Source organism: Nocardioides salsibiostraticola (assembly GCF_054783655.1).
The window spans coordinates 219,002-238,215 of the sequence record NZ_BAAGQD010000017.1; the positions used below are offsets into that span (position 1 = coordinate 219,002).

The 19,214-nt window shown below is 69.2% G+C and carries 18 protein-coding genes; 15 read left to right on the forward strand and 3 right to left on the reverse strand.

Annotated elements, in window-relative coordinates; genetic code table 11:
- Positions 1-26: 26 nt before the first annotated feature.
- Positions 27-755, reverse strand: coding sequence for a hypothetical protein (locus tag ACYVLV_RS11685; RefSeq protein ID WP_460810113.1), 729 nt, complete (start codon positions 753-755; stop codon positions 27-29).
- A 131-nt stretch (positions 756-886) separates the two neighbouring features.
- Between ACYVLV_RS11685 and ACYVLV_RS11690 the strand changes: the two genes are divergently transcribed.
- The 8 genes from ACYVLV_RS11690 (at position 887) to hrpB (ending at position 9,937) form a co-directional block, all read left to right on the forward strand.
- On the forward strand, positions 887-1,627 hold the full coding sequence (locus ACYVLV_RS11690) for a DUF4397 domain-containing protein (RefSeq protein ID WP_460810114.1): 741 nt from the start codon (positions 887-889) through the stop codon (positions 1,625-1,627).
- Positions 1,624-2,307, forward strand: a complete 684-nt coding sequence (locus ACYVLV_RS11695) for a class F sortase (RefSeq protein WP_460810115.1) — start codon at positions 1,624-1,626, stop codon at positions 2,305-2,307. Before ACYVLV_RS11690 ends, ACYVLV_RS11695 begins: the two co-directional genes overlap by 4 nt.
- 92 nt (positions 2,308-2,399) lie before the next feature.
- The gene (locus tag ACYVLV_RS11700) at positions 2,400-3,482 is read left to right on the forward strand and encodes a hypothetical protein (RefSeq protein ID WP_460810116.1); all 1,083 of its coding nucleotides are present in this window, start codon (positions 2,400-2,402) and stop codon (positions 3,480-3,482) included.
- A 36-nt stretch (positions 3,483-3,518) separates the two neighbouring features.
- On the forward strand, positions 3,519-4,526 hold the full coding sequence (locus ACYVLV_RS11705; RefSeq protein WP_460810119.1) for an NADPH:quinone reductase: 1,008 nt from the start codon (positions 3,519-3,521) through the stop codon (positions 4,524-4,526).
- A gap of 68 nt (positions 4,527-4,594) precedes the next feature.
- Complete coding sequence (gene pyrR, locus ACYVLV_RS11710; RefSeq protein WP_460810120.1) at positions 4,595-5,179, forward strand: bifunctional pyr operon transcriptional regulator/uracil phosphoribosyltransferase PyrR; 585 nt, start codon at positions 4,595-4,597, stop codon at positions 5,177-5,179.
- Entirely contained in the window at positions 5,176-6,111 is a 936-nt protein-coding gene (locus tag ACYVLV_RS11715; protein ID WP_460810121.1) for an aspartate carbamoyltransferase catalytic subunit, read from the forward strand. The genes pyrR and ACYVLV_RS11715 overlap by 4 nt, the downstream gene beginning before the upstream one ends.
- Complete coding sequence (locus tag ACYVLV_RS11720) at positions 6,108-7,409, forward strand: dihydroorotase (RefSeq protein ID WP_460810122.1); 1,302 nt, start codon at positions 6,108-6,110, stop codon at positions 7,407-7,409. The genes ACYVLV_RS11715 and ACYVLV_RS11720 overlap by 4 nt, the downstream gene beginning before the upstream one ends.
- Positions 7,406-9,937 carry an ATP-dependent helicase HrpB gene (hrpB, locus tag ACYVLV_RS11725; RefSeq protein ID WP_460810123.1) on the forward strand — a complete coding sequence of 844 codons (2,532 nt, stop codon included), beginning with the start codon at positions 7,406-7,408 and terminating at the stop codon, positions 9,935-9,937. The genes ACYVLV_RS11720 and hrpB overlap by 4 nt, the downstream gene beginning before the upstream one ends.
- A gap of 55 nt (positions 9,938-9,992) precedes the next feature.
- On the opposite strand, the gene ACYVLV_RS11730 is transcribed toward hrpB, so the two are convergent.
- Together ACYVLV_RS11730 and ACYVLV_RS11735 are read right to left on the reverse strand one after the other, a co-directional pair.
- Positions 9,993-10,586, reverse strand: coding sequence for an AAA family ATPase (locus ACYVLV_RS11730; RefSeq protein WP_460810124.1), 594 nt, complete (start codon positions 10,584-10,586; stop codon positions 9,993-9,995).
- A gap of 17 nt (positions 10,587-10,603) precedes the next feature.
- Positions 10,604-10,999 (reverse strand): TA system antitoxin ParD family protein, encoded by a 396-nt coding sequence (locus tag ACYVLV_RS11735; RefSeq protein WP_460810126.1) that lies wholly within the window; start codon positions 10,997-10,999, stop codon positions 10,604-10,606.
- Between the two features lie 206 nt (positions 11,000-11,205).
- On the opposite strand from ACYVLV_RS11735, the gene carA reads away from it, so the two are divergent.
- From carA to gmk, 7 genes are all read left to right on the forward strand, one after another.
- The gene (gene carA / locus ACYVLV_RS11740) at positions 11,206-12,399 is read left to right on the forward strand and encodes a glutamine-hydrolyzing carbamoyl-phosphate synthase small subunit (RefSeq protein WP_460810127.1); all 1,194 of its coding nucleotides are present in this window, start codon (positions 11,206-11,208) and stop codon (positions 12,397-12,399) included.
- A 1-nt stretch (position 12,400) separates the two neighbouring features.
- Positions 12,401-15,760 carry a carbamoyl-phosphate synthase large subunit gene (carB, locus tag ACYVLV_RS11745; RefSeq protein WP_460810131.1) on the forward strand — a complete coding sequence of 1,120 codons (3,360 nt, stop codon included), beginning with the start codon at positions 12,401-12,403 and terminating at the stop codon, positions 15,758-15,760.
- Positions 15,760-16,839 carry a quinone-dependent dihydroorotate dehydrogenase gene (locus ACYVLV_RS11750; RefSeq protein ID WP_460810133.1) on the forward strand — a complete coding sequence of 360 codons (1,080 nt, stop codon included), beginning with the start codon at positions 15,760-15,762 and terminating at the stop codon, positions 16,837-16,839. Before carB ends, ACYVLV_RS11750 begins: the two co-directional genes overlap by 1 nt.
- 2 nt (positions 16,840-16,841) lie before the next feature.
- Positions 16,842-17,684, forward strand: a complete 843-nt coding sequence (pyrF, locus tag ACYVLV_RS11755) for an orotidine-5'-phosphate decarboxylase (RefSeq protein WP_460810134.1) — start codon at positions 16,842-16,844, stop codon at positions 17,682-17,684.
- Positions 17,681-18,133, forward strand: a complete 453-nt coding sequence (locus ACYVLV_RS11760) for a hypothetical protein (RefSeq protein ID WP_460810137.1) — start codon at positions 17,681-17,683, stop codon at positions 18,131-18,133. Before pyrF ends, ACYVLV_RS11760 begins: the two co-directional genes overlap by 4 nt.
- Positions 18,134-18,262: 129 nt before the next feature.
- Complete coding sequence (gene mihF, locus ACYVLV_RS11765) at positions 18,263-18,586, forward strand: integration host factor, actinobacterial type (protein ID WP_460810139.1); 324 nt, start codon at positions 18,263-18,265, stop codon at positions 18,584-18,586.
- 2 nt (positions 18,587-18,588) lie between these two features.
- The gene (gene gmk, locus ACYVLV_RS11770; RefSeq protein ID WP_460810140.1) at positions 18,589-19,158 is read left to right on the forward strand and encodes a guanylate kinase; all 570 of its coding nucleotides are present in this window, start codon (positions 18,589-18,591) and stop codon (positions 19,156-19,158) included.
- The last annotated feature ends 56 nt before the right edge of the window (positions 19,159-19,214 follow it).

The following is a 19,214-nucleotide window of genomic DNA, read 5'->3' on the forward strand; positions in this document are numbered from 1 at the left end:
TGGCTGCCGCTCGCGGTTGCGGGGCGCTACTGCGGTAGATCGAGCTGGACGACCACGATGGCCTCGCTCTGAGCCAGTTCCTCGGTTCGCATGTAGGGCGACTTCCCCTCGGCGCACGGCTTCTGCGGGGACGCCGAGGCAGGGCAAGAGAGGTTCCGCACCGAGGTTCCGACCACACCGAAGATGACGGGGAGATCCTCGGGCAGGCCGGTCGACAGCGGGGTCAGCGCCGCCAACGCCCTCCCGGTCGCCGTTCCCTCGCTGAGAACGCTGGCCCCCTCGAGTTCGTACTTCACCTCATAGACCAGGGTCGGATCCTCCACCGACAACGAGGCGGCCGAATCGACCGTGTCGTTCTTGATCGAGACCGCGCCACCATCGGCCGTGATGCGCACTGACGAGGCCGAGGGGTCCGTCCCCGAGAAAAGGGGGCCGGCCGACGTCAGATCGGGAGCATCGAGTCCGATCTCCTCGACCGGGTCCAGCAGAAAGACCCACTCCTTGACGCGTAGGCGACCGTCAGGCAAGGGTTCCGCGCCAACGAAGACGCCCGGCTCGGTGAGCCCCGGTCCGTCCTGGGGGAATCCGTCGGGCGGCAGGCTGAGGCTGGTCGCGGCCGACGCTTGGGAGGACTCCGGAGCCGACGGCTGGTCGGTGGTGAGGGTGTGAATCAGCGCAGCGCCGGCGATCAGGGAAGCGACCCCACCCACCGCCACGAGCCGACGGAGAGCCATACGCCCCAAGGGGATGGTCACGTGCACTACCTCCCACATCATGGCCAGGGGTGAATCCGGTGAACGATCAGGTCACCGGACGGATCGCGATTTTGGTGGTGTCGACGTAGCATAGTGGAGTGAGACGAACACCACTTATCTCGAGATCACTGGTGGCTGCCTCCCTTGGAGGTGCGGTCGCCCTGGCCACGATCGGTGCGGCGAGCCCGGGACAGGCTGCCGCGAACGCCGAGATCTACGTCGTGCAAGGCATCCCCGAGCGAAGTCTCGACGTCGAGATCGACGGTGAGTTGGTGGAGGAGGACGCCGCGACCTCCTCGGTGCTCGGTCCCTTCGATGTGGAGCCCGGGAGCCGGTCCCTTCGGGTCAGTGACGGTGACGAGGTCGTGCTGGAACGCACGATGGACGTTGCTGCTGCATCGAGTTCCGATGTGGTCGTGCACCTGCCCAACTCGGCGACCGAACCCGCACAGGCCACCGTGTTCGAGAACGATCTCGATTCGGTGCCCCGTGGCAAGTCCCGGCTCACGGTGGCGCACACAGCGGCTGTCGCTCCGGCGGATATCCGCGTCAACGGGGAGGTGTTGTTCGAGAACGTGGCCAACGGGGAGTCCCTGACCCTGACGGTTCCGGAGGGCTCCTACACCGTCGACATCGTGCCCACGGGCCAGTCCGGCCCCGCCGTGTTCGGGCCTCGCGACGTGGCGGTGAAGGGTGGCTCGCTCGTGCGGGTGTACGCCGTGGGGGATCCCACCGCTTCGACGATGGATATCGCCAAGCACGTGTTGCGCACCGGGTCGTTCGGTTCGAAGGCGCCCGATGAGGTGAACACCGGAACCGGCGGCCAGGCCGTGGGCCACACCCCTGTGGTGGCCTGGACCCTCTGGAGATGACACCGGCCGGTAGAAGCCGAGCGGCCGGGGCCCTGGTCCTCGCGGTGCTGTTCGCCGGCACGGCCTGCGGAGCCCCGCAGGGAACCGAAACGGAAAAGGCCGCGGATCTCCCGGCCACCGTGACCACCGCGAAGGGGACCCCGGAAACCGATCCCGCTTCGCCGACCGCCTCAGACGCAACGGCCCCGGAGTCGGCTCGGCAAGGCACCACCGCCGAATCGCAGCGGGTGACCTTCGTGCCCCAGTCGGTGGTGCTTCCCGGCGGGGAGAGTGCTCAGGTGTTCCCGGCGAAGACCGTCGACGGCGAACTGAAGGTGCCGGAGAACGTCGATCACGTCGGCTGGTGGGACGGCAGTTCCTTCATCGGCGATCCGTTCGGCTCCACCGTGATCGCCGGACACGTCGACTCGGCCACCGATGGCCTGGGCTACTTCGCGCGGCTCCTGACGATCGACGTGGGTGAGCGGATCTCGGTCGAGGACGACGAGAACAGCCGGGTCTATCGGGTCACCTCGGTGCGGACGGTGACGAAGCAGGCGCTCGCGGCCTCCAGCGGGGCCCTGGACCAGCAGGGGGACCACCGACTGGTGCTGATCACCTGCTCGGGGACCTACCGGCCCGGCACGGGCTACGACAGCAACCTGATCGTCACGGCCGAGCCCGTAGATCAGGATCGTTGAGCCTCGACGATTCATCGTGCGCAGGGGATGACGGGGCAGCTTGATCGGGAGTAATGTCGATTGGTCTCGATCAGCTGTGGAGGGGAATCACTGTGAGGACACGACGTACGCACATCCAGATGGCGACGCTCGTCACCGCCGGAGTTGCCCTCACAGGAAGCCTGCTGGCTCCGGTGAGCCCAGCGGCGGCCGTGGACTTCGGGGGGTCCACCCGGGCGGCGCCCAACGTCAACTACGGGTGCGAGGCCGGGCCCCGACTGCAGAACGCGAACGGTGACTACGGGGTGTGGCCCAGCGGCACCACCTCCTGCACGTGGGTGCAGTTGCCGACCTTCAATCAGAACGGTATCCCCGTTCAGCCCAGCGGTCTGGCTCCCGGCAGGGGCCGCGTCACAGCGGTCAGCGTGCGCAGCGGCCCCAACCCCGCACCACTGCGGTTCACCGTCGTGCGTGCCTACATCGCGCGCGATGGCAATGGAGGGGTCCCCTCCCAGGGCGCGGCGGCCTGTTGCTTCGGCGAGCAGATGACCCGGAGCTTCGGACTGCGACCCAACGCAGTCACCAATATTGCGCTGAATCTTCCGGTGGAGACCGGTTACGACCCGATCAACAACGTAGACATCGCCGACTACGTCGGGATCAGCGCGACCTCCAACACCGGCACGCTCCCGGTGCGGGTGACCAGTAACCCGCCGAACTCCAGCCAAACGGGAACCCCCGGGAACCCCTCGACGATCATGCTCTACCCGCAGATCAACCCGCGCGAGGAGCGCACCGACTCCTTCAGCGCCCCCTCCCACCTGATCACCGCTCGATTCACCATGTGCACCGGCGGTGCCGCCGGGCGGGTGGCGGCCGGGACATCCAAGGTGAGCGCCTCGAGTTGTGGCGCCAGGATGACCACCGGACGCATCGCGGCCCGCAACGGCAAGGTGAAGGTTCCCCTGAAGTCCGTCGGATCGGCCAAGGGGAAGATCGCCATCAAGACGGCCAAGGGCGGCAAGCAGTTGGCCAAGACGAAGCGTTTCTCGATCGGACCCAGGGGCAAGTCCCGAGTCGCGGTGAAACTCACCGGCCTGGGAAAGAAGGCGACCCGCGGCAAGCGCTCGGTGCGGGCCAAGATCATCATCCGCTCCCAGGGCACCACGACCACCAAGAAATTCCTCCTCAAGTAAGGGAACAAGCAGCGATCGTCTGACGCTGCCTCACATATGCGAGCAGTCGTCTACCAACACACCGGTCCTTCGTCCGTCCTCCAACTCGTCCAGCGTGACGATCCCTCACCGGGGCCCGGTGAGGTCCTGGTGCGGGTCGTGCGAGCGGGGGTCAACCCCACCGACTGGAAGTTCCGGGCCGCAATGATGTCGGGGTATGACGAGGTGGTGCCCGGGCAGGACGGTGCCGGAACCATCGAAGCGGTCGGGAGCGGCGTACGCCATGTGCGACCCGGCGACCGGGTGTGGCTGGTCCTGGCCCAGCACGGTCGGGCCTACGGCGCGGGCGCCGAACTGACCGTCCAGCCCGCCGCGAACGTGCACCCGCTTCCGGATCGGGCCGACTTCGACCTCGGCGCGAGTCTGGGGGTCCCGGCGGTGACCGCCCACCGAGCCCTCACCTCGTCCGACGCGACGCGGCGGCTCGGGCCCGGGACGATGAGCGGCCAGGTCGTCCTGGTCGCCGGGGGAGCAGGGGCGGTCGGCAACGCCGCCATCCAACTCGCCGTCTGGTCCGGAGCCCGGGTCATCACCACCGTGAGCAACGAGGCCAAGGGTCGCGCGGCGCTCGCCGCCGGAGCCCATCACGTCGTGAACTACGTGACCGAGGACGCGGCCGCCAGCATCGCGGAACTGGCGCAGGATGGGGTGGACCTCATCGTGGAGGTCGCCCCGGCCCAGAACCTCGGTCTCGACCTCGAGGTCGTGAAGAACCACGGCACCATCGCGTTCTACGCCAACAACGGTGGAGATGACGCGGGGCTGCCGGTGCGCCCCAGCTTCGCCAAGAACGTCCGCATCCAGGGAGTGCTGCTCTACACGCTGGATCCTTCGATGCTGAGCGCCGCCGCGGAGGACGTCAACGCCGCGGTCGCCGCTGGGGCGTTGCAGGTCGGTGAGCACGCCGGGTTGCCGCTGCACCACTTCAGCCTGGCGCAGACCGCCGAGGCCCACGACGCGGTCGAGGGTGGAACTGTCGGCAAGGTGCTGCTCGACATCGGCTAGGGTCAGCGGCGATCGACATCCTTTAACTAGCCGTCCTGTGAGGCGGAGAAGGAGGTCCGGCAGTCCTCGTGAATGCCCCGCCCGCCACTGACTCCACTGGTCCTGCCGATGACCCCACCGCGACGCCGTCGGGCCGAGTGGTCCTCGACGCCCGCGACATCAACCGCGCCCTGACCCGGATCGCCCACGAGATCCTCGAACGCAACAAGGGTGCCCGCGACCTCGTGCTCCTCGGCGTCCCCAGCCGCGGTGTCCCGCTGGCGCGCCGGATCGCTGCCCTCATCCGAGAGGTGGAGGGGGTCGAGGTCGCCGTGGGGGCGTTGGACGTCACGCTTTACCGCGACGATCTGCGCAAGCATCCCGCCCGCGGACCGCAGCACACCGAGGTCCCGCCCGGTGGCATCGACGGGAAGACCGTCGTCCTGGTCGACGACGTCCTCTACTCCGGGCGCACCGTCCGGGCAGCCCTCGACGCGATGAACGACCTAGGTCGCCCCGAGGTGGTCCGCCTCGCGGTCCTCGTCGACCGGGGGCACCGCGAGCTCCCGATCCGGGCCGACCACGTCGGCAAGAATCTGCCCAGTGCCCGCACCGAACGCGTCATGGTCCGCCTCTCCGAGTTGGACGACACCGAAGAGGTGCGGATCGCATGAGCCGCCACCTGCTGTCGGTCGCCGACCTGAGCGTCGATGAGATGACGACCTTCTTCGACACCGCCGCGGAGATGCACGACGTCCAGCGTCGTGAGGTCAAAAAGCTGCCGGCTCTGCGTGGCCGGACCATCATCAACCTGTTCTTCGAAGACTCCACCCGGACCCGGTCCAGCTTCGAGATCGCCGGCAAGTGGCTCTCCGCGGACACCATCAACATCGCAGGCAAGGGCAGTTCGGCCTCCAAGGGCGAGAGCCTGCGTGACACCGTCCAGACCATCACCGCCATGGGGGTCGACGCGCTCGTGATGCGTCACAGCGCCAGCGGATCGGCCCATCAGGTCGCCCAGTGGGTCGACGCGGTCGTCATCAACGCCGGCGACGGCACCCACGAGCACCCCACCCAGGCCCTCCTCGACGCGTACACGCTGCAACGCCGTCTCGGCCCGTTGGAGGGTCGCCGGATCCTGCTGGTCGGCGACCTCACCCACAGCCGGGTCTTCCGGAGCAACGTCCTGTGTCTGACGGCCCTGGGTGCCGACGTCACCGTGGTCGCTCCGCCCACCCTGATGCCCAGCGGCATCGAGACGTGGTCGCGTGCGGCCGGGTTCCGCACGTCGTACGACCTCGATGAGGAACTGCCCCGGGCCGATGCGGTGATGATGCTGCGGGTCCAACGAGAACGGATGACCGGCGGATTCTTCCCGAGCGCTCGGGAGTACACCGTGGGATACGGCCTGACCCGCGACCGCCTGGCCGTCCTGGGTCCCGACGTCCCCATCTGCCACCCCGGCCCGATGAACCGGGGGCTCGAGATCGCAGCGGACGCTGCCGACGCGGCGCAGTCACTGGTCCTGGATCAGGTCTCCGCGGGGGTCGCGATCCGCATGTCCATCCTCTACCACCTGCTTTCAGGCGACGGGACGTCCGCATGACCACCACCACGGATCTGCTGATCAAGGGCGCCAACATCCTGGGACAGGGTGCTGCCGATCTCCTGGTGCGCGACGGCCGGATCGTCGAGGTCGGGTCGCCGAGTGCCGGGGACGCCGAGGTCATCGACGCCGATGGTCTGATCGCACTGCCCGGCTTGGTGGACCTCCACACCCACTTGCGCGAACCAGGTCGGGAGGACGCCGAGACCATCCGGACCGGCTCCGCCGCCGCAGCAGTCGGCGGATTCACCGCCGTCCTGGCCATGGCCAACACCAACCCGGTCACCGACACTGCCGAGTCCGCCGAACGCGTGCACGCGCTTGGCCTGCGGGCCGGACTGGTCGACGTCCAACCCGTCGGGGCCGTCACCCGTGGCCTGGCCGGCGAGGAACTGGCCGAACTCGGCCTGATGGCTCGTTCGTCGGCCCGCGTGCGGGTGTTCTCCGACGACGGCAAGTGTGTGGCCAACCCCCGGGTGATGCGACGGGCGCTGGAGTACGTCAAGGCCTTCGGTGGCGTGGTCAGTCAGCACGCCCAGGACCCCGACCTGGCCGGCCCCACCGCGTGCTGCCACGAGGGGGAGATCTCCGGTCGCCTAGGACTGCCCGGTTGGCCCGGGATCGCCGAGGAGGTCATCGTCGCCCGTGACGTCATGCTCGCCCGGCACACCGGGTCACGCCTGCACGTCGCGCACGCCTCCACCGCCGGCACCGTCGAGGTGTTGCGCTGGGCCAAGGCGCAGGGCATCGACGTCACCGCCGAGGTCACCCCCCACCACCTGATCCTCACCACGGACCAGGTGGTGGGCTACGACCCGACGTACAAGGTCAATCCGCCGCTGCGGCCGGCCGAGGACGTCGAGGCGTTGCGTGCCGGGTTGGCCGACGGCACCATCGACGCCGTCGCCACCGACCACGCCCCGCACGCTCGCCACGACAAGGAACACGCGTTCGTCGACGCAGCCTTCGGGATGCTCGGTCTGGAGACCGCCCTGTCCGTGGTGGCCTCGGTGATGGTCGAGTCCGGTCGGATGGAGTGGTCCGATGTCGCACGGGTGATGTCGACGCGGCCGGCCCAGATCGCCGGCCTGACCGGTCAGGGCCACGACCTCGTGGTCGGCGCCCCCGCCAACCTGACCCTGATCGACCCCTCGGCACAGCTGACGGTCGACCGCGACGTGTCGGTCTCGTTGTCCCGCAACAACCCGTGGCACGGCCGCACCCTGGGAGCAACCGTGCACGCCACGGTGCTGCGTGGCCGCCCGACGGTGCTCGACGGGATGCTCGTCGGGGGGTGAGCACCGACCCGATCGCTCGCCTTCTGGGGTCGCCGCCGGATCTTCCGGTCGCCGGCGGGCTGGAGGCGCTGGTGACAGCGTTGCGCAGCGGGGGATCGGCCGTTCTCCAGTCGCCTCCCGGATCGGGGAAGACCACGCTGGTGCCTCCCGCAGTGGCGGACCTCGTCGGTCCCGGCGCCCGGGTGATCGTCACCCAACCGCGCCGGATCGCGGCCCGGGCGGCGGCGCGCCGCCTGGCGGACCTGTTGGGCGAGCCGGTGGGTCGGACGGTGGGGTACGCCGTCCGGGGCGACCGGCAGATCGGTGCCTCGACCCGCATCGAGTTCGTCACCACCGGGCTGCTCCTGCGCCGCATCCAACGCGACCCCGACCTGCCGGGGGTGGCCGCCGTCGTCCTGGACGAGGTGCACGAACGCCAACTGGACAGCGACCTGACCCTGGCCCTGCTCGTCGACGTCCGCGGTGCCCTGCGAGAGGACCTCGTCCTGGTCGCCATGTCGGCGACGATCGAGGCCGAGCGGACGGCGATGGCGCTCGGCGGTGGGGCCGGTGGGGTGCCGGTGATCGACGTACCCGGGGCGTTGCATCCGGTCGCTCAGCGATGGGCGCCGCTACCGGCGGGGGTCAAACGGATGGACGAGCGGGGCGTCACGCCCCGGTTCCTCGACCACGTCGCGGCCACCGCGGCGGATGCGCTGCATCGCGAGACCGGGGACCTGTTGGTGTTCTGCCCCGGGGTCGCGGAGGTGGACGGCGTGGTCCGGCGTTTGAGTCGTCTCGCCGGGGGCGGCGTAGAGGTTCAGCCGCTCCACGGCCGCCTGCCGGCGGCCCAGCAGGACCGCACGCTGGCCCTCGGCGAACGGGGGCGAGTAGTCGTCTCGACGGCGGTGGCGGAATCGTCGCTGACCGTGCCGGGAGTGCGCACCGTCGTGGACGCCGGACTCTCCCGCGAGCCGCGCACCGACCACCGCCGTGGTCTGGCCGGGTTGGTCACTGTGCGGGTCAGTCGGGCCTCGGCCGAGCAGCGTGGCGGCCGGGCGGGTCGCGAAGGACCGGGCTCGGTCTACCGGTGCTGGTCGGAGGCCGAACACGCCCACCTCGACGCCCATCCGGCGCCGGAGATCGCGACCGCCGACCTCACCGCGTTCGCCCTGGAGTTGGCCCTGTGGGGATCACCCGACGGTGCCGACCTCTCCCTGCTGGATCCACCCCCGGAGGTGGCGATGAGGATCGCCGCAGAGACCCTGCGAGACCTCGGTGCCGTGGATGCGGCGGGAGTTCTGACGCCACGGGGCCGGTTGATGGCCGCGACACCAGTGGATCCCCGACTGGCGCGGGGGTTGCTGGACGGCGCGGGTCTGGTCGGCGCTGCCAGGGCCGCCGAGATCGTGGCGTTGCTCGCCGAGGACATCAGGTCCCCGGGGGCCGACCTGGTCGCCGCCCTGCGCAGCCAACGTCAAGGAAGGACGCCGGACGCGGCTCGCTGGAAGAGCACCCGGGACCGGTTGCGCAAGGCGCTGCCCAACGCAGCCGCGGGCGCGACCGACGACCTGACCGACGACCTGGCCGTCGGAGCGGTCGTCGCCCACGTGCACCCCGACCGGATCGCCCGCCGCCGACCGGGCGGGACGTCGTACCTCATGGTGGGTGGGACCGGGGCCGTCCTGCCCCGCGGCGAATCCGGGTTGGCGGGGATCGAGTGGTTGGCCGTCGGCGATGTGGACCGTCGCGCCGGGGCCAGCGAGGCGCTCATCCGATCGGCGGCGCCCCTGGACGAGGACCTGGCGCAGGAAGCCGCGTCCGCCCGGTGGTCCGAGGGCGAGGAGGTCCGGTGGAAGCAGGGGCGGGTCGTCGCCCGGCGAGTCACCCGCCTGGGTGCGATCGAGCTCGCCTCGACCACCCTGGCCTCGCCGGATCCGCTGCTGGTGGCGGGGGCCGTCCGCGAAGGCCTGCGCCGCGAAGGCCTGGCGGTGTTGCCGTGGAAGGAGACGTCGACCACGTTGCGTCAGCGGATGGCGTTCCTCCGACGCGCTCTCGGCGACCCGTGGCCGGCGGTCGACGACGAGGCGCTGCTGTCGGACATCGACGGGTGGCTCGGCTCCGAACTGGGGAACATCCGGGGCACCAGCGACCTCCGCCGGATCGACGTACTCTCCGCGCTACGGCGCTTGCTGCCCTGGCCGCAGGCGGGTCGGTTCGACGAGTTGGCGCCGGAGCGGGTGGTCGTCCCGAGCGGTTCGTCGGTCCGGGTGGACTACGAGCCGGAGCAGCCGGTCCTGGCCGTGAAGCTGCAGGAGGCCTTCGGCTGGTCGCAGACCCCTCGCCTGGCCGACGGCCGGGTGCCGCTCCTTCTGCATCTGCTCTCGCCGGCCCGACGACCGCTCGCGGTCACCGCTGACCTGGCGTCGTTCTGGGACTCCGCCTACCCCGCGGTCCGCGCCGAGATGCGGGGTCGCTACCCCCGGCACCCCTGGCCCGAGGACCCGTGGACCGCACCCGCCCAACGTGGGGTCAACAAGCGTTCCTGACGAGTCGGCGCAAGTTGACGCGCGTGCGACGCCGACTCGGCGCTTGTTGTGTCAATTAGCGCCGACTCGGCGTCGGGGGCCAGCGGCGGGTGAGTGGATCGGGCGTCCACGACGGCCAACCGATGCGGCCGATCGCCACCCCCGAGGTCAGTTGCGCCGCGATGCGGGGGCCACGGTGGGCCGAGTTGTCGTAGACCGTTGCGGTGTCGCATGACTCCATGGCTCGGGCGACCACCGGCCACAACCGGTGGTAGCGCTCGCGGATCTTCTGCTCGGGGACCGAGTGCCCGCCGGCGGCCACCCGGCGACGGACCCGTTCGACGGTCAGGTCCTCGGGGACGAGGAGCACGTGCAGCGCGACGGTGTAGCCCTCCGAGTGGGCGTGGTCGACGAGGTCGAGTTTCGAGGGATGGGAGAACACCGTCTCGGCCACGAAGGGTCGTCGGCTCGCGATCAGCGCGACGCGCGTCGCCGCCGCGACCTGCGCTGCGTCGTACGACCTGGCCTCGGCGTCCTCTGGCCAGCGCGTGGCCGCGATCTCGTCGGCGTTGACGAAGGCGGTCCCGGGAGGGAGCGCGGGGAGCAGGATCTTGCGCGTGAAGGTGGTCTTGCCGGCGCCGTTCGGGCCGACCACCAGATCCAGACGCACGATGAGTCAGCGGGCGCTCAGCCGGCGAGAAGCGGGCCGAGGAGACACGTCGAACCGTCGGGGGAGTGCTCGACGAGATTTCCGTCGTCGTCGATGGCCACGGTGGTGATGCCTTCTGCTGCGAGTTCCTGGCCGAAGTCGGTGGTGTCGAGTCGCTCCTCGATGGCCGCGGTGATCTCGGCGTGGACAACGACCGCCTCCTGCTTCGTGAGGTCGTGGAGCGCGAGATCGCCGGCGAGGGCCTGCTCGACCCGTGTGCGTTCGGCGCTGGTCCCACTCGACACCGCACGGCCGACCCGGACCCAATGATCCAACTGCTGTCGGGCCGAGCGGGATTGGCGTGCTCCCTCGGCGGCTGCGGCCTCCACGAGGTCCGCAGAGAACCGGGTCACCCGGTCGTGGACACCTGTCATCGTCGTCCTCCGTAGCAGTGTGTAACAACGGTAGCACTCTGCAATGTTCCGCTCCGATCATGACGGCGCGGCCACCGGTCTCGCCTCGTACGGCGCGATGCTGTCCAGGCTCCCAACGCTGCTAGTCTCTGCTGCGTTCGGCATCCTTTAACTATTCGTCCTGTGAGGCGGAGAAGGAGTACGGCGTGGTTACGCATGCCCCAGTAATGAGCACAACAACGAGCCCCCTTCCAGCGATCCTGGTCCTCGAGGACGGTCGCACCTTCCACGGTGAGAGCTACGGCGCACCGGGGGAGACGTTCGGTGAAGCCGTCTTCAACACCGGGATGACCGGTTATCAAGAGACGCTCACCGACCCGAGCTATCACCGTCAGGTGGTCGTGATGACCGCTCCCCACATCGGGAACACCGGGGTCAACGACGAGGACACCGAATCGGATCGGATCTGGGTCTCCGGGTACGTCGTGCGCGACCCTGCCCGGCGCCCCAGCAACTGGCGATCGGTGCGCACCCTCGATGAGGAGCTCGTCTCCTACGGGGTCGTCGGGATCTCCGGCGTCGACACCCGGGCGCTGACCCGACACCTGCGCGAACGAGGCTCGATGCGCGTCGGCATCTCGTCGGCCGAGACCGACCCCGCCGCGCTACTGGCCCGGGTGCTCGCGGCGCCGGCGATGAGTGGCTCCGAACTGGCCAGCGAGGTCTCGACCGCCACGGCGTACGTCGTCCCGGCCCAGGGGGAGAAGCGCTTCACCGTCGCCGCCCTCGACCTCGGGATCAAGACCATGACCCCGACCCGGTTGGCCGAGCGGGGCATCGAGACCCACGTCCTGCCGGCTACCGCCACGATCGAGGATGTGTTGGCGGTCTCGCCCGACGGATTGTTCTTCTCCAACGGGCCCGGTGACCCTGCCGCCACGACCACCCAGGTCGCGTTGCTGCAGGCGGCGCTGGAACGAGGCCTGCCGTACTTCGGGATCTGCTTCGGCAACCAACTCTTCGGTCGCGCTCTGGGCTTCGACACCTACAAACTGACCTACGGACACCGCGGTATCAATCAGCCGGTCCTCGACATCACGACCGGCAAGGTCGAGGTGACCGCCCACAACCACGGGTTCGCGGTCGACGCGCCTCGCACCGGCGCCACCACCACGCCGTACGGCGCCGCCACGGTCAGCCATGTCTGCCTCAACGACGATGTGGTCGAGGGCCTCGAACTACGCGACGAGAGCGGCCGGCTGAAGGCCTTCTCCGTGCAGTACCACCCCGAAGCAGCGGCCGGCCCGCACGACGCGGCGTACCTGTTCGACCGGTTCACCGACATGTTGGGCGGTGGTGACGGGGTTTCGAGGCTCGTCGCTGACGCTCCTCGCACCTCAACCACCGCCGGGGAGTCCTGAGATGCCCAAACGCACCGACATCAAGAGCGTGATGGTCATCGGCTCCGGGCCGATCATCATCGGCCAGGCCTGCGAGTTCGACTACTCCGGCACCCAGGCCTGTCGCGTCCTGAAGGCCGAGGGCCTACGCGTGATCCTGGTGAACTCCAACCCGGCCACGATCATGACCGACCCCGAGTTCGCCGACGCCACCTACGTCGAGCCGATCACCCCGGAGTTCGTCGAGCAGGTGATCGCCAAGGAGCGCCCCGACGCGCTGCTGGCCACCCTCGGCGGACAGACGGCCCTGAACGCCGCGATGGCGCTGGACGCCGCCGGTGTCCTGGAGAAGTACAACGTCGAACTCATCGGGGCCTCGATCGAGGCCATCAACCGGGGCGAGAACCGGCAGTCGTTCAAGAAGATCGTCGAGAGCCTCGGCGGAGAGGTCGCCGGCAGCGCGATCTGCCACACCCTGGACGACTGCTTCGCCGCGGTCGAGACCTTCGGCTACCCCATCGTGGTGCGCCCCAGCTTCACCATGGGCGGCACCGGTTCGGGGATCGCGTTCGACGAGACCCAGCTGCGCCGGATCGCCGGCGCCGGTCTCTCGGCCAGCCCGACCACCGAGGTGCTGATCGAGGAATCGATCATCGGGTGGAAGGAGTACGAACTCGAGGTGATGCGGGACACCGCCGACAATGTGGTGATCATCTGTTCGATCGAGAACGTCGACCCGATGGGCGTCCACACCGGCGACTCGATCACCGTCGCCCCGGCCCTGACGCTGACCGACCGCGAGTACCAACACATGCGCGACATGGCGATCGGCATCATCCGTGAGGTCGGCGTCGACACCGGCGGCTGCAACATCCAGTACGCCGTCAACCCGGCCGACGGTCGCCTCATCGTCATCGAGATGAACCCCCGGGTGTCCCGGTCCAGCGCGTTGGCCTCGAAGGCCACCGGCTTCCCGATCGCCAAGATCGCGGCCAAGGTGGCCATCGGCTACACCCTCGACGAGATCCCCAACGACATCACCACCCGGGTGCTGGCCGACGGCACCATTCAGAGCACCCCGGCGGCCTTCGAGCCCACCCTCGACTACGTCGTGGTCAAGGTGCCCCGCTTCGCCTTCGAGAAGTTCCCGGGCGCCGATCCGACCCTGACGACCCACATGAAGTCGGTCGGCGAGGCGATGGCGATCGGTCGCAACTTCGCCGAAGCACTGCAGAAGGCGCTGCGCTCCCTCGAGAGCCCCTCGGCCGTCTTCGACTGGCACCAGGAGTACGTCGACCTCGACAAGGCCGGACTCCTCGAAGAGATCGCGGTGCCCCACGACGGACGCCTGCGCAAGGTGATGGATGCCCTGCGGGCAGGAGCCACTCCTGAGGAGGTCTTCGACGCCACCAAGATCGACCCCTGGTTCGTCGACCAACTCGTGCTCATCAACGAGATCGCCGCCGAGGTCACCGCAGCCAAGGAACTGACTCCTGCACTGTTGCGGCGGGCCAAGCGCCACGGGTTCTCCGACGTCCAGATCGGCAAGATCCGCGGTATGACGCCCGATGTCGTCCGCGGCGTACGCCACGCCCTCGGCATCCGTCCGGTCTACAAGACCGTCGACACCTGCGCGGCCGAGTTCGCGGCGGCCACGCCGTACCACTACAGCTCCTACGACGAGGAGACCGAGGTGCCGCCCCGAGAGCGCCCGGCTGTGATCATCCTCGGCAGCGGCCCCAACCGGATCGGTCAGGGCATCGAGTTCGACTACTCCTGTGTGCACGCCAGCCTGGCGTTGAGTGACCCGGATCTGCCCCAGGGCGGCTACGACACGGTGATGGTCAACTGCAACCCGGAGACCGTCTCCACCGACTACGACACCTCCGACCGGCTCTACTTCGAACCGCTCACCCTCGAGGACGTCCTCGAGATCGTGCACGCCGAGGAGCAGGCCGGACCGGTCGCGGGCGTGATCTGTCAGCTCGGGGGCCAAACGCCCCTCGGTCTCGCGCAGGGTCTGAAGGACAACGGGGTGCAGATCGTCGGCACCTCACCGGAGGCCATCAACCTCGCCGAGGAGCGCGGCGAGTTCGGTCGGGTCCTGCACGACGCCGGCCTCATGGCGCCCAAGCACGGGACCGCGACCTCCTATCCCGAGGCGCAGATGATCGCGACCCGGATCGGCTACCCCGTCCTGGTCCGACCCTCCTACGTGCTGGGCGGACGCGGCATGGAGATCGTCTACGACGACGACGCGCTGCGCGCCTACCTCGAGAAGTACGTCGCGGCGGGGCTGATCAGCCGCGCCGCCCCGGTGCTGGTCGACAGCTTCCTCGACGACGCCGTCGAGATCGACGTGGATGCCTTGTACGACGGCACGGACCTCTTCCTGGGCGGCGTGATGGAGCACATCGAGGAAGCCGGGATCCACTCCGGTGACTCTTCGTGTGCCCTGCCGCCCATCACCCTGGGTGAGCGGGAGGTCGAGCGGATCCGCGAGGCCACCGAGGCGATCGCCCGTGGGGTCGGTGTGGTCGGACTGATCAATATCCAGTTCGCCCTGAGCTCCGACATCCTCTACGTCCTCGAAGCGAACCCGCGGGCCTCCCGCACGGTTCCCTTCGTCTCGAAGGCGACGGCGACCCCGTTGGCCAAGGCCGCGGCGCGGGTGATGATGGGCGAGACCATCGCCGACCTGCGCACCGTCGGGCTCCTGCCCGCCACCGGCGACGGAGGCAACCTCCCGGCCGACCAACCGATCGCCGTCAAGGAGGCGGTGATGCCGTTCAACCGGTTCCGCACCGCCGACGGACAACAGGTCGACACCGTGCTGGGACCCGAGATGAAGTCCACCGGTGAGGTGATGGGCTTCGACCGCGACTTCGGCACCGCCTTCGCCAAGGGTCAGGCGGCCGCCTTCGGGCCGCTGCCCACCGAGGGCCGGGTGTTCGTCTCCATGGCCAACCGTGACAAACGGTCGATGATCTTCCCGATCAAGGTGCTGGCCGACATGGGCTTCGAGATTCTCGCAACCCAGGGGACCGCCGAGGTGCTGCGCCGCAACGGAGTGCCCTCCACCGTGGTGCGCAAGCACTTCGAGGGTCCCGGTCCGCACGGCGAGAAGACCACGGTGCAACTGATCCACGACGGCGAGATCCAGTTGATCGTGAACACGCCGTACAGCTCCGGCGACGGAGGCCACGCACGCCTGGACGGCTACGAGATCCGCACCGCCGCGGTGATGGCCAACGTCCCGTGCCTCACCACCGTTCAGGGGCTCGGCGCAGCCGTCCAGGGGATCGAGGCGATGCGACGCGGTGACATCGGGGTCCGATCGCTGCAGGACTGGGCACGACGCGAGGAGGCGCCGAGCACCTGATGGCGCTCTATCGCACCCTCTTCGACCGGGCGCTGGTCCGCGTGGACCCGGAACGATCACACGAATGGGGCTTCGGAGCCATCCGCGGCATGTCCCCGGCGTTGCGTGCCTTCGACCGCCTCGCGACCCCCGCGGCCACCCCGGTCACGGCCATGGGACTGCGCTTCCCGCACGCGCTGGGGCTCGCCGCCGGCTTCGACAAGAACGCCCTGGGCATCGATGCCCTCGCGGCGCTGGGGTTCGGGCACGTGGAGATCGGCACGGTCACCGCACAGCCCCAATCCGGCAACCCCACCCCGCGGCTGTTCCGGCTCCCCGAGGACCGCGCGGTGATCAACCGGATGGGCTTCAACAACGACGGAGCCGTCGCGGTGGCCGTCCGACTTCACCAGCGGGCCGAGCGGCTCCGTAGGCGTACTTCGTCGAACGGGCCGGTCCTGGGCATCAACATCGGCAAGACCAAGATCGTCCCGGAGGACGACCAGGCCGCGGTGGTCGAGGACTACACGATGAGTGCCCGCCTGCTCGCCCCCTTCGCCGACTACCTGGCCGTCAACGTCAGCTCTCCGAACACCCCCGGCCTGCGCACCCTCCAGTCGGTGGAGCGACTGGGTCCCCTCCTGCAAGCCGTGCGGACTACCGCCGATCGGGCCGCGGGTCGGCGTGTGCCGCTCGCGGTGAAGATCGCCCCCGATCTGGACGATCAGGACGTGCTCGCGGTGGCGGAGATGGCGCTCGAGATCGGCCTGGACGCCATCATCGCCACCAACACCACGATCTCCCGGACCGGCCTGCGCACGCCTGCTGCGCGGATCGAAGCCATCGGCGCTGGTGGTCTCTCGGGTGCGCCTCTGCGCGAGCGAGCCAACGAGGTGATGGGGCTCCTGCGGGAGCGAGTTGGGCCGGACATGGCCCTCATCGGCGTCGGGGGGATCACCAGCGCCGCCGACGCACGCGACCGGTTGGCTGCCGGAGCCACCCTCCTGCAGGCCTACAGTGCCTTCATCTACGAGGGGCCCGCCTGGCCGCGCCGCGTCCTGGCTGACCTCACCACACCGACCGGACCCTCAGGAGCGTGACCATGCCAACCGGGACAGGCGGATCGACCTTCGGCGCCCGACTGCACGCCGCCGTCGCCGAGCGGGGCCGGTTCTGCGTGGGCATCGATCCGCACCCTGCGCTGCTCCGGCAGTGGGGTCTGAACGACGACGTCGAGGGGCTCGAGCGGTTCGCCCTGGGCGCGGTCGACGCGGTCGCGGAGCACTGCTCCCTGATCAAGCCCCAGAGCGCGTTCTACGAACGGTTCGGCAGCCGCGGGGTGGCGGTCCTCGAGAAGGTCGTGCAGCGTTCCCGTGAGGCAGGCGCCCAGGTCCTGCTCGACGTCAAGCGTGGCGACATCGGATCCACATCGCAGGCGTACGCCGACGCCTACCTCGACCCGTCCAGCCCCCTGGCCGCGGACGCCATCACCGTGAGCCCCTACCTGGGCTTCGGGTCGATCAGCCCGATGATCGATACGGCCGCCGAACACGGCGCCGGGGTCTTCGTGCTGGCCCTGACCTCCAACCCCGAGGGCGCCGAGGTGCAGGGTGCCCTGCGCGACGGCCTCAGCGTCGGTGAGTCGATGCTGGCTCACCTGCGCACCCTCAACGTCGACGTCGACCCGTGGGGTTCCTTCGGTGCGGTGGTCGGCGCGACGATCGAGTACCCGAACTTCCGGGACCCGACGGCCTTCGCGATCAACGGTCCGATCCTGGCCCCCGGTTACGGGGCCCAGGGCGGCACCGCCGCCGACATCACCCGCATCTTCGGGGCCGCCGCGGACCAGGTCCTCCCCAGCTCTTCGCGCGAGGTGCTGCGGGCCGGTCCGGACCCGCAGACGATGCGAGACGTCGTACGCCGCGCCAACGAGGAGTTGCGGTGATCCGCCGGCTGCGGGCCGCGCGATGGGTGGCCGGGGTGCTGCTCCTGACCACCTTGGTCGGCTGCCAGAGCGACCCCTTCGCCGACTACTGCGACGAAGTCGCAACCCAGCAGAAGGCGATCAGTGAAGCGCTGGCGGAGGGCGGACCGACCGCCCTCATGGCCGCGCTTCCCAGTTTCGAGGCGTTGCGTGAGAAGTCACCCTCCGACCTTCGCGACGAGTGGGACACCGTGGTGACGCGCATCGAAAGCCTGTCGGAGGCGTTGGACGCCGCCGAGGTCGACCCCGAGACCTACAACGCGGACGACCCGCCGGAGGGTCTCGCTGCCGAGGCGAAGGCCCGGATCGACGCGGCCGCCGACCAGGTGGCTTCCCCTGCCATGGCCCGTGCCCTGAGCGGGGTGCAGCAACAGGCTCGGGACGTGTGCAAGAACCCACTTTCGGTCTGATCGGCCCATTCTGCGGGCGGGTCCGCGGTTCCGTAGCGGGCGGCACGTTGCCGGTCGGGCCGGGAACTGACTACATTGCTCATTCGCGGTGCGCTTCCGCCGCGCCAAACAACACGAAGGACCCAGAACGTGGCTCTGCCCCCGCTCACTCCCGAACAGCGCCAGGCCGCTCTCGACAAGGCCGCAGCCTCGCGACGCGAACGGGCCGAGATCAAGAACCGGTTGAAGAACTCCGGCGCCTCCCTGATCGACGTGCTCCGGGACGGGGCGACCAACGAAGTCATTGGCAAGATGCGGGTGGTGGAGTTGCTGCAGTCCATGCCCGGTTTGGGCAAGGTGCGGGCCCGACAGACGATGGAGCGCATCGGGATCGCCGAGTCGCGTCGCGTCCGGGGTCTCGGGGTCAAGCAGGTCGCCGCGCTGGAGCGTGAGTTCGCCGACCCCACGACGTGACTGTGTCCACTCCCACCCGACTCGTCGTCCTGGCCGGCCCGACCGCGGTCGGCAAGGGCACCGTCGCGGCCGCCGTACGCGAACGGCATCCCGACGTGTGGATCTCCGTCTCGGCGACCACCCGGGCACCGCGTCCCGGTGAGGTGCACGGGAAGGACTACTGGTTCGTCTCCACCGAGGAGTTCGCCCGGATGGTCGAGGACGATGACCTCCTGGAGTGGGCCGTGGTCCACGGGCGCGACCGCTACGGCACGCCCCGGGGTCCGGTGGAGGAAGCCCTGCGCGCGCGTCGACCCGCGATGTTGGAGATCGATCTCCAAGGCGCGCGGTTGGTGCGGGACTCGATGCCAGAGGCCCTGTTCGTGTTCCTCAAGCCGCCGTCGTGGGAGGAACTGGTCCGTCGGTTGATCGGTCGAGGCACCGAAACCACCGAGCAGCAGCAGCGCCGACTGAACACCGCCAAAGAAGAACTGGCGGCCGAGAACGAGTTCGACGTCACGATCGTGAACCGTGAAGTTCACGCTGCTGCTGACGAGTTGGTATCGTTACTCACTCTGGGTCAGACGCCGTAGACGGTTCGCTGTCTGCGAGCTCACTTGTCACCCCGAGTTTTGTCATAGTCTGACCC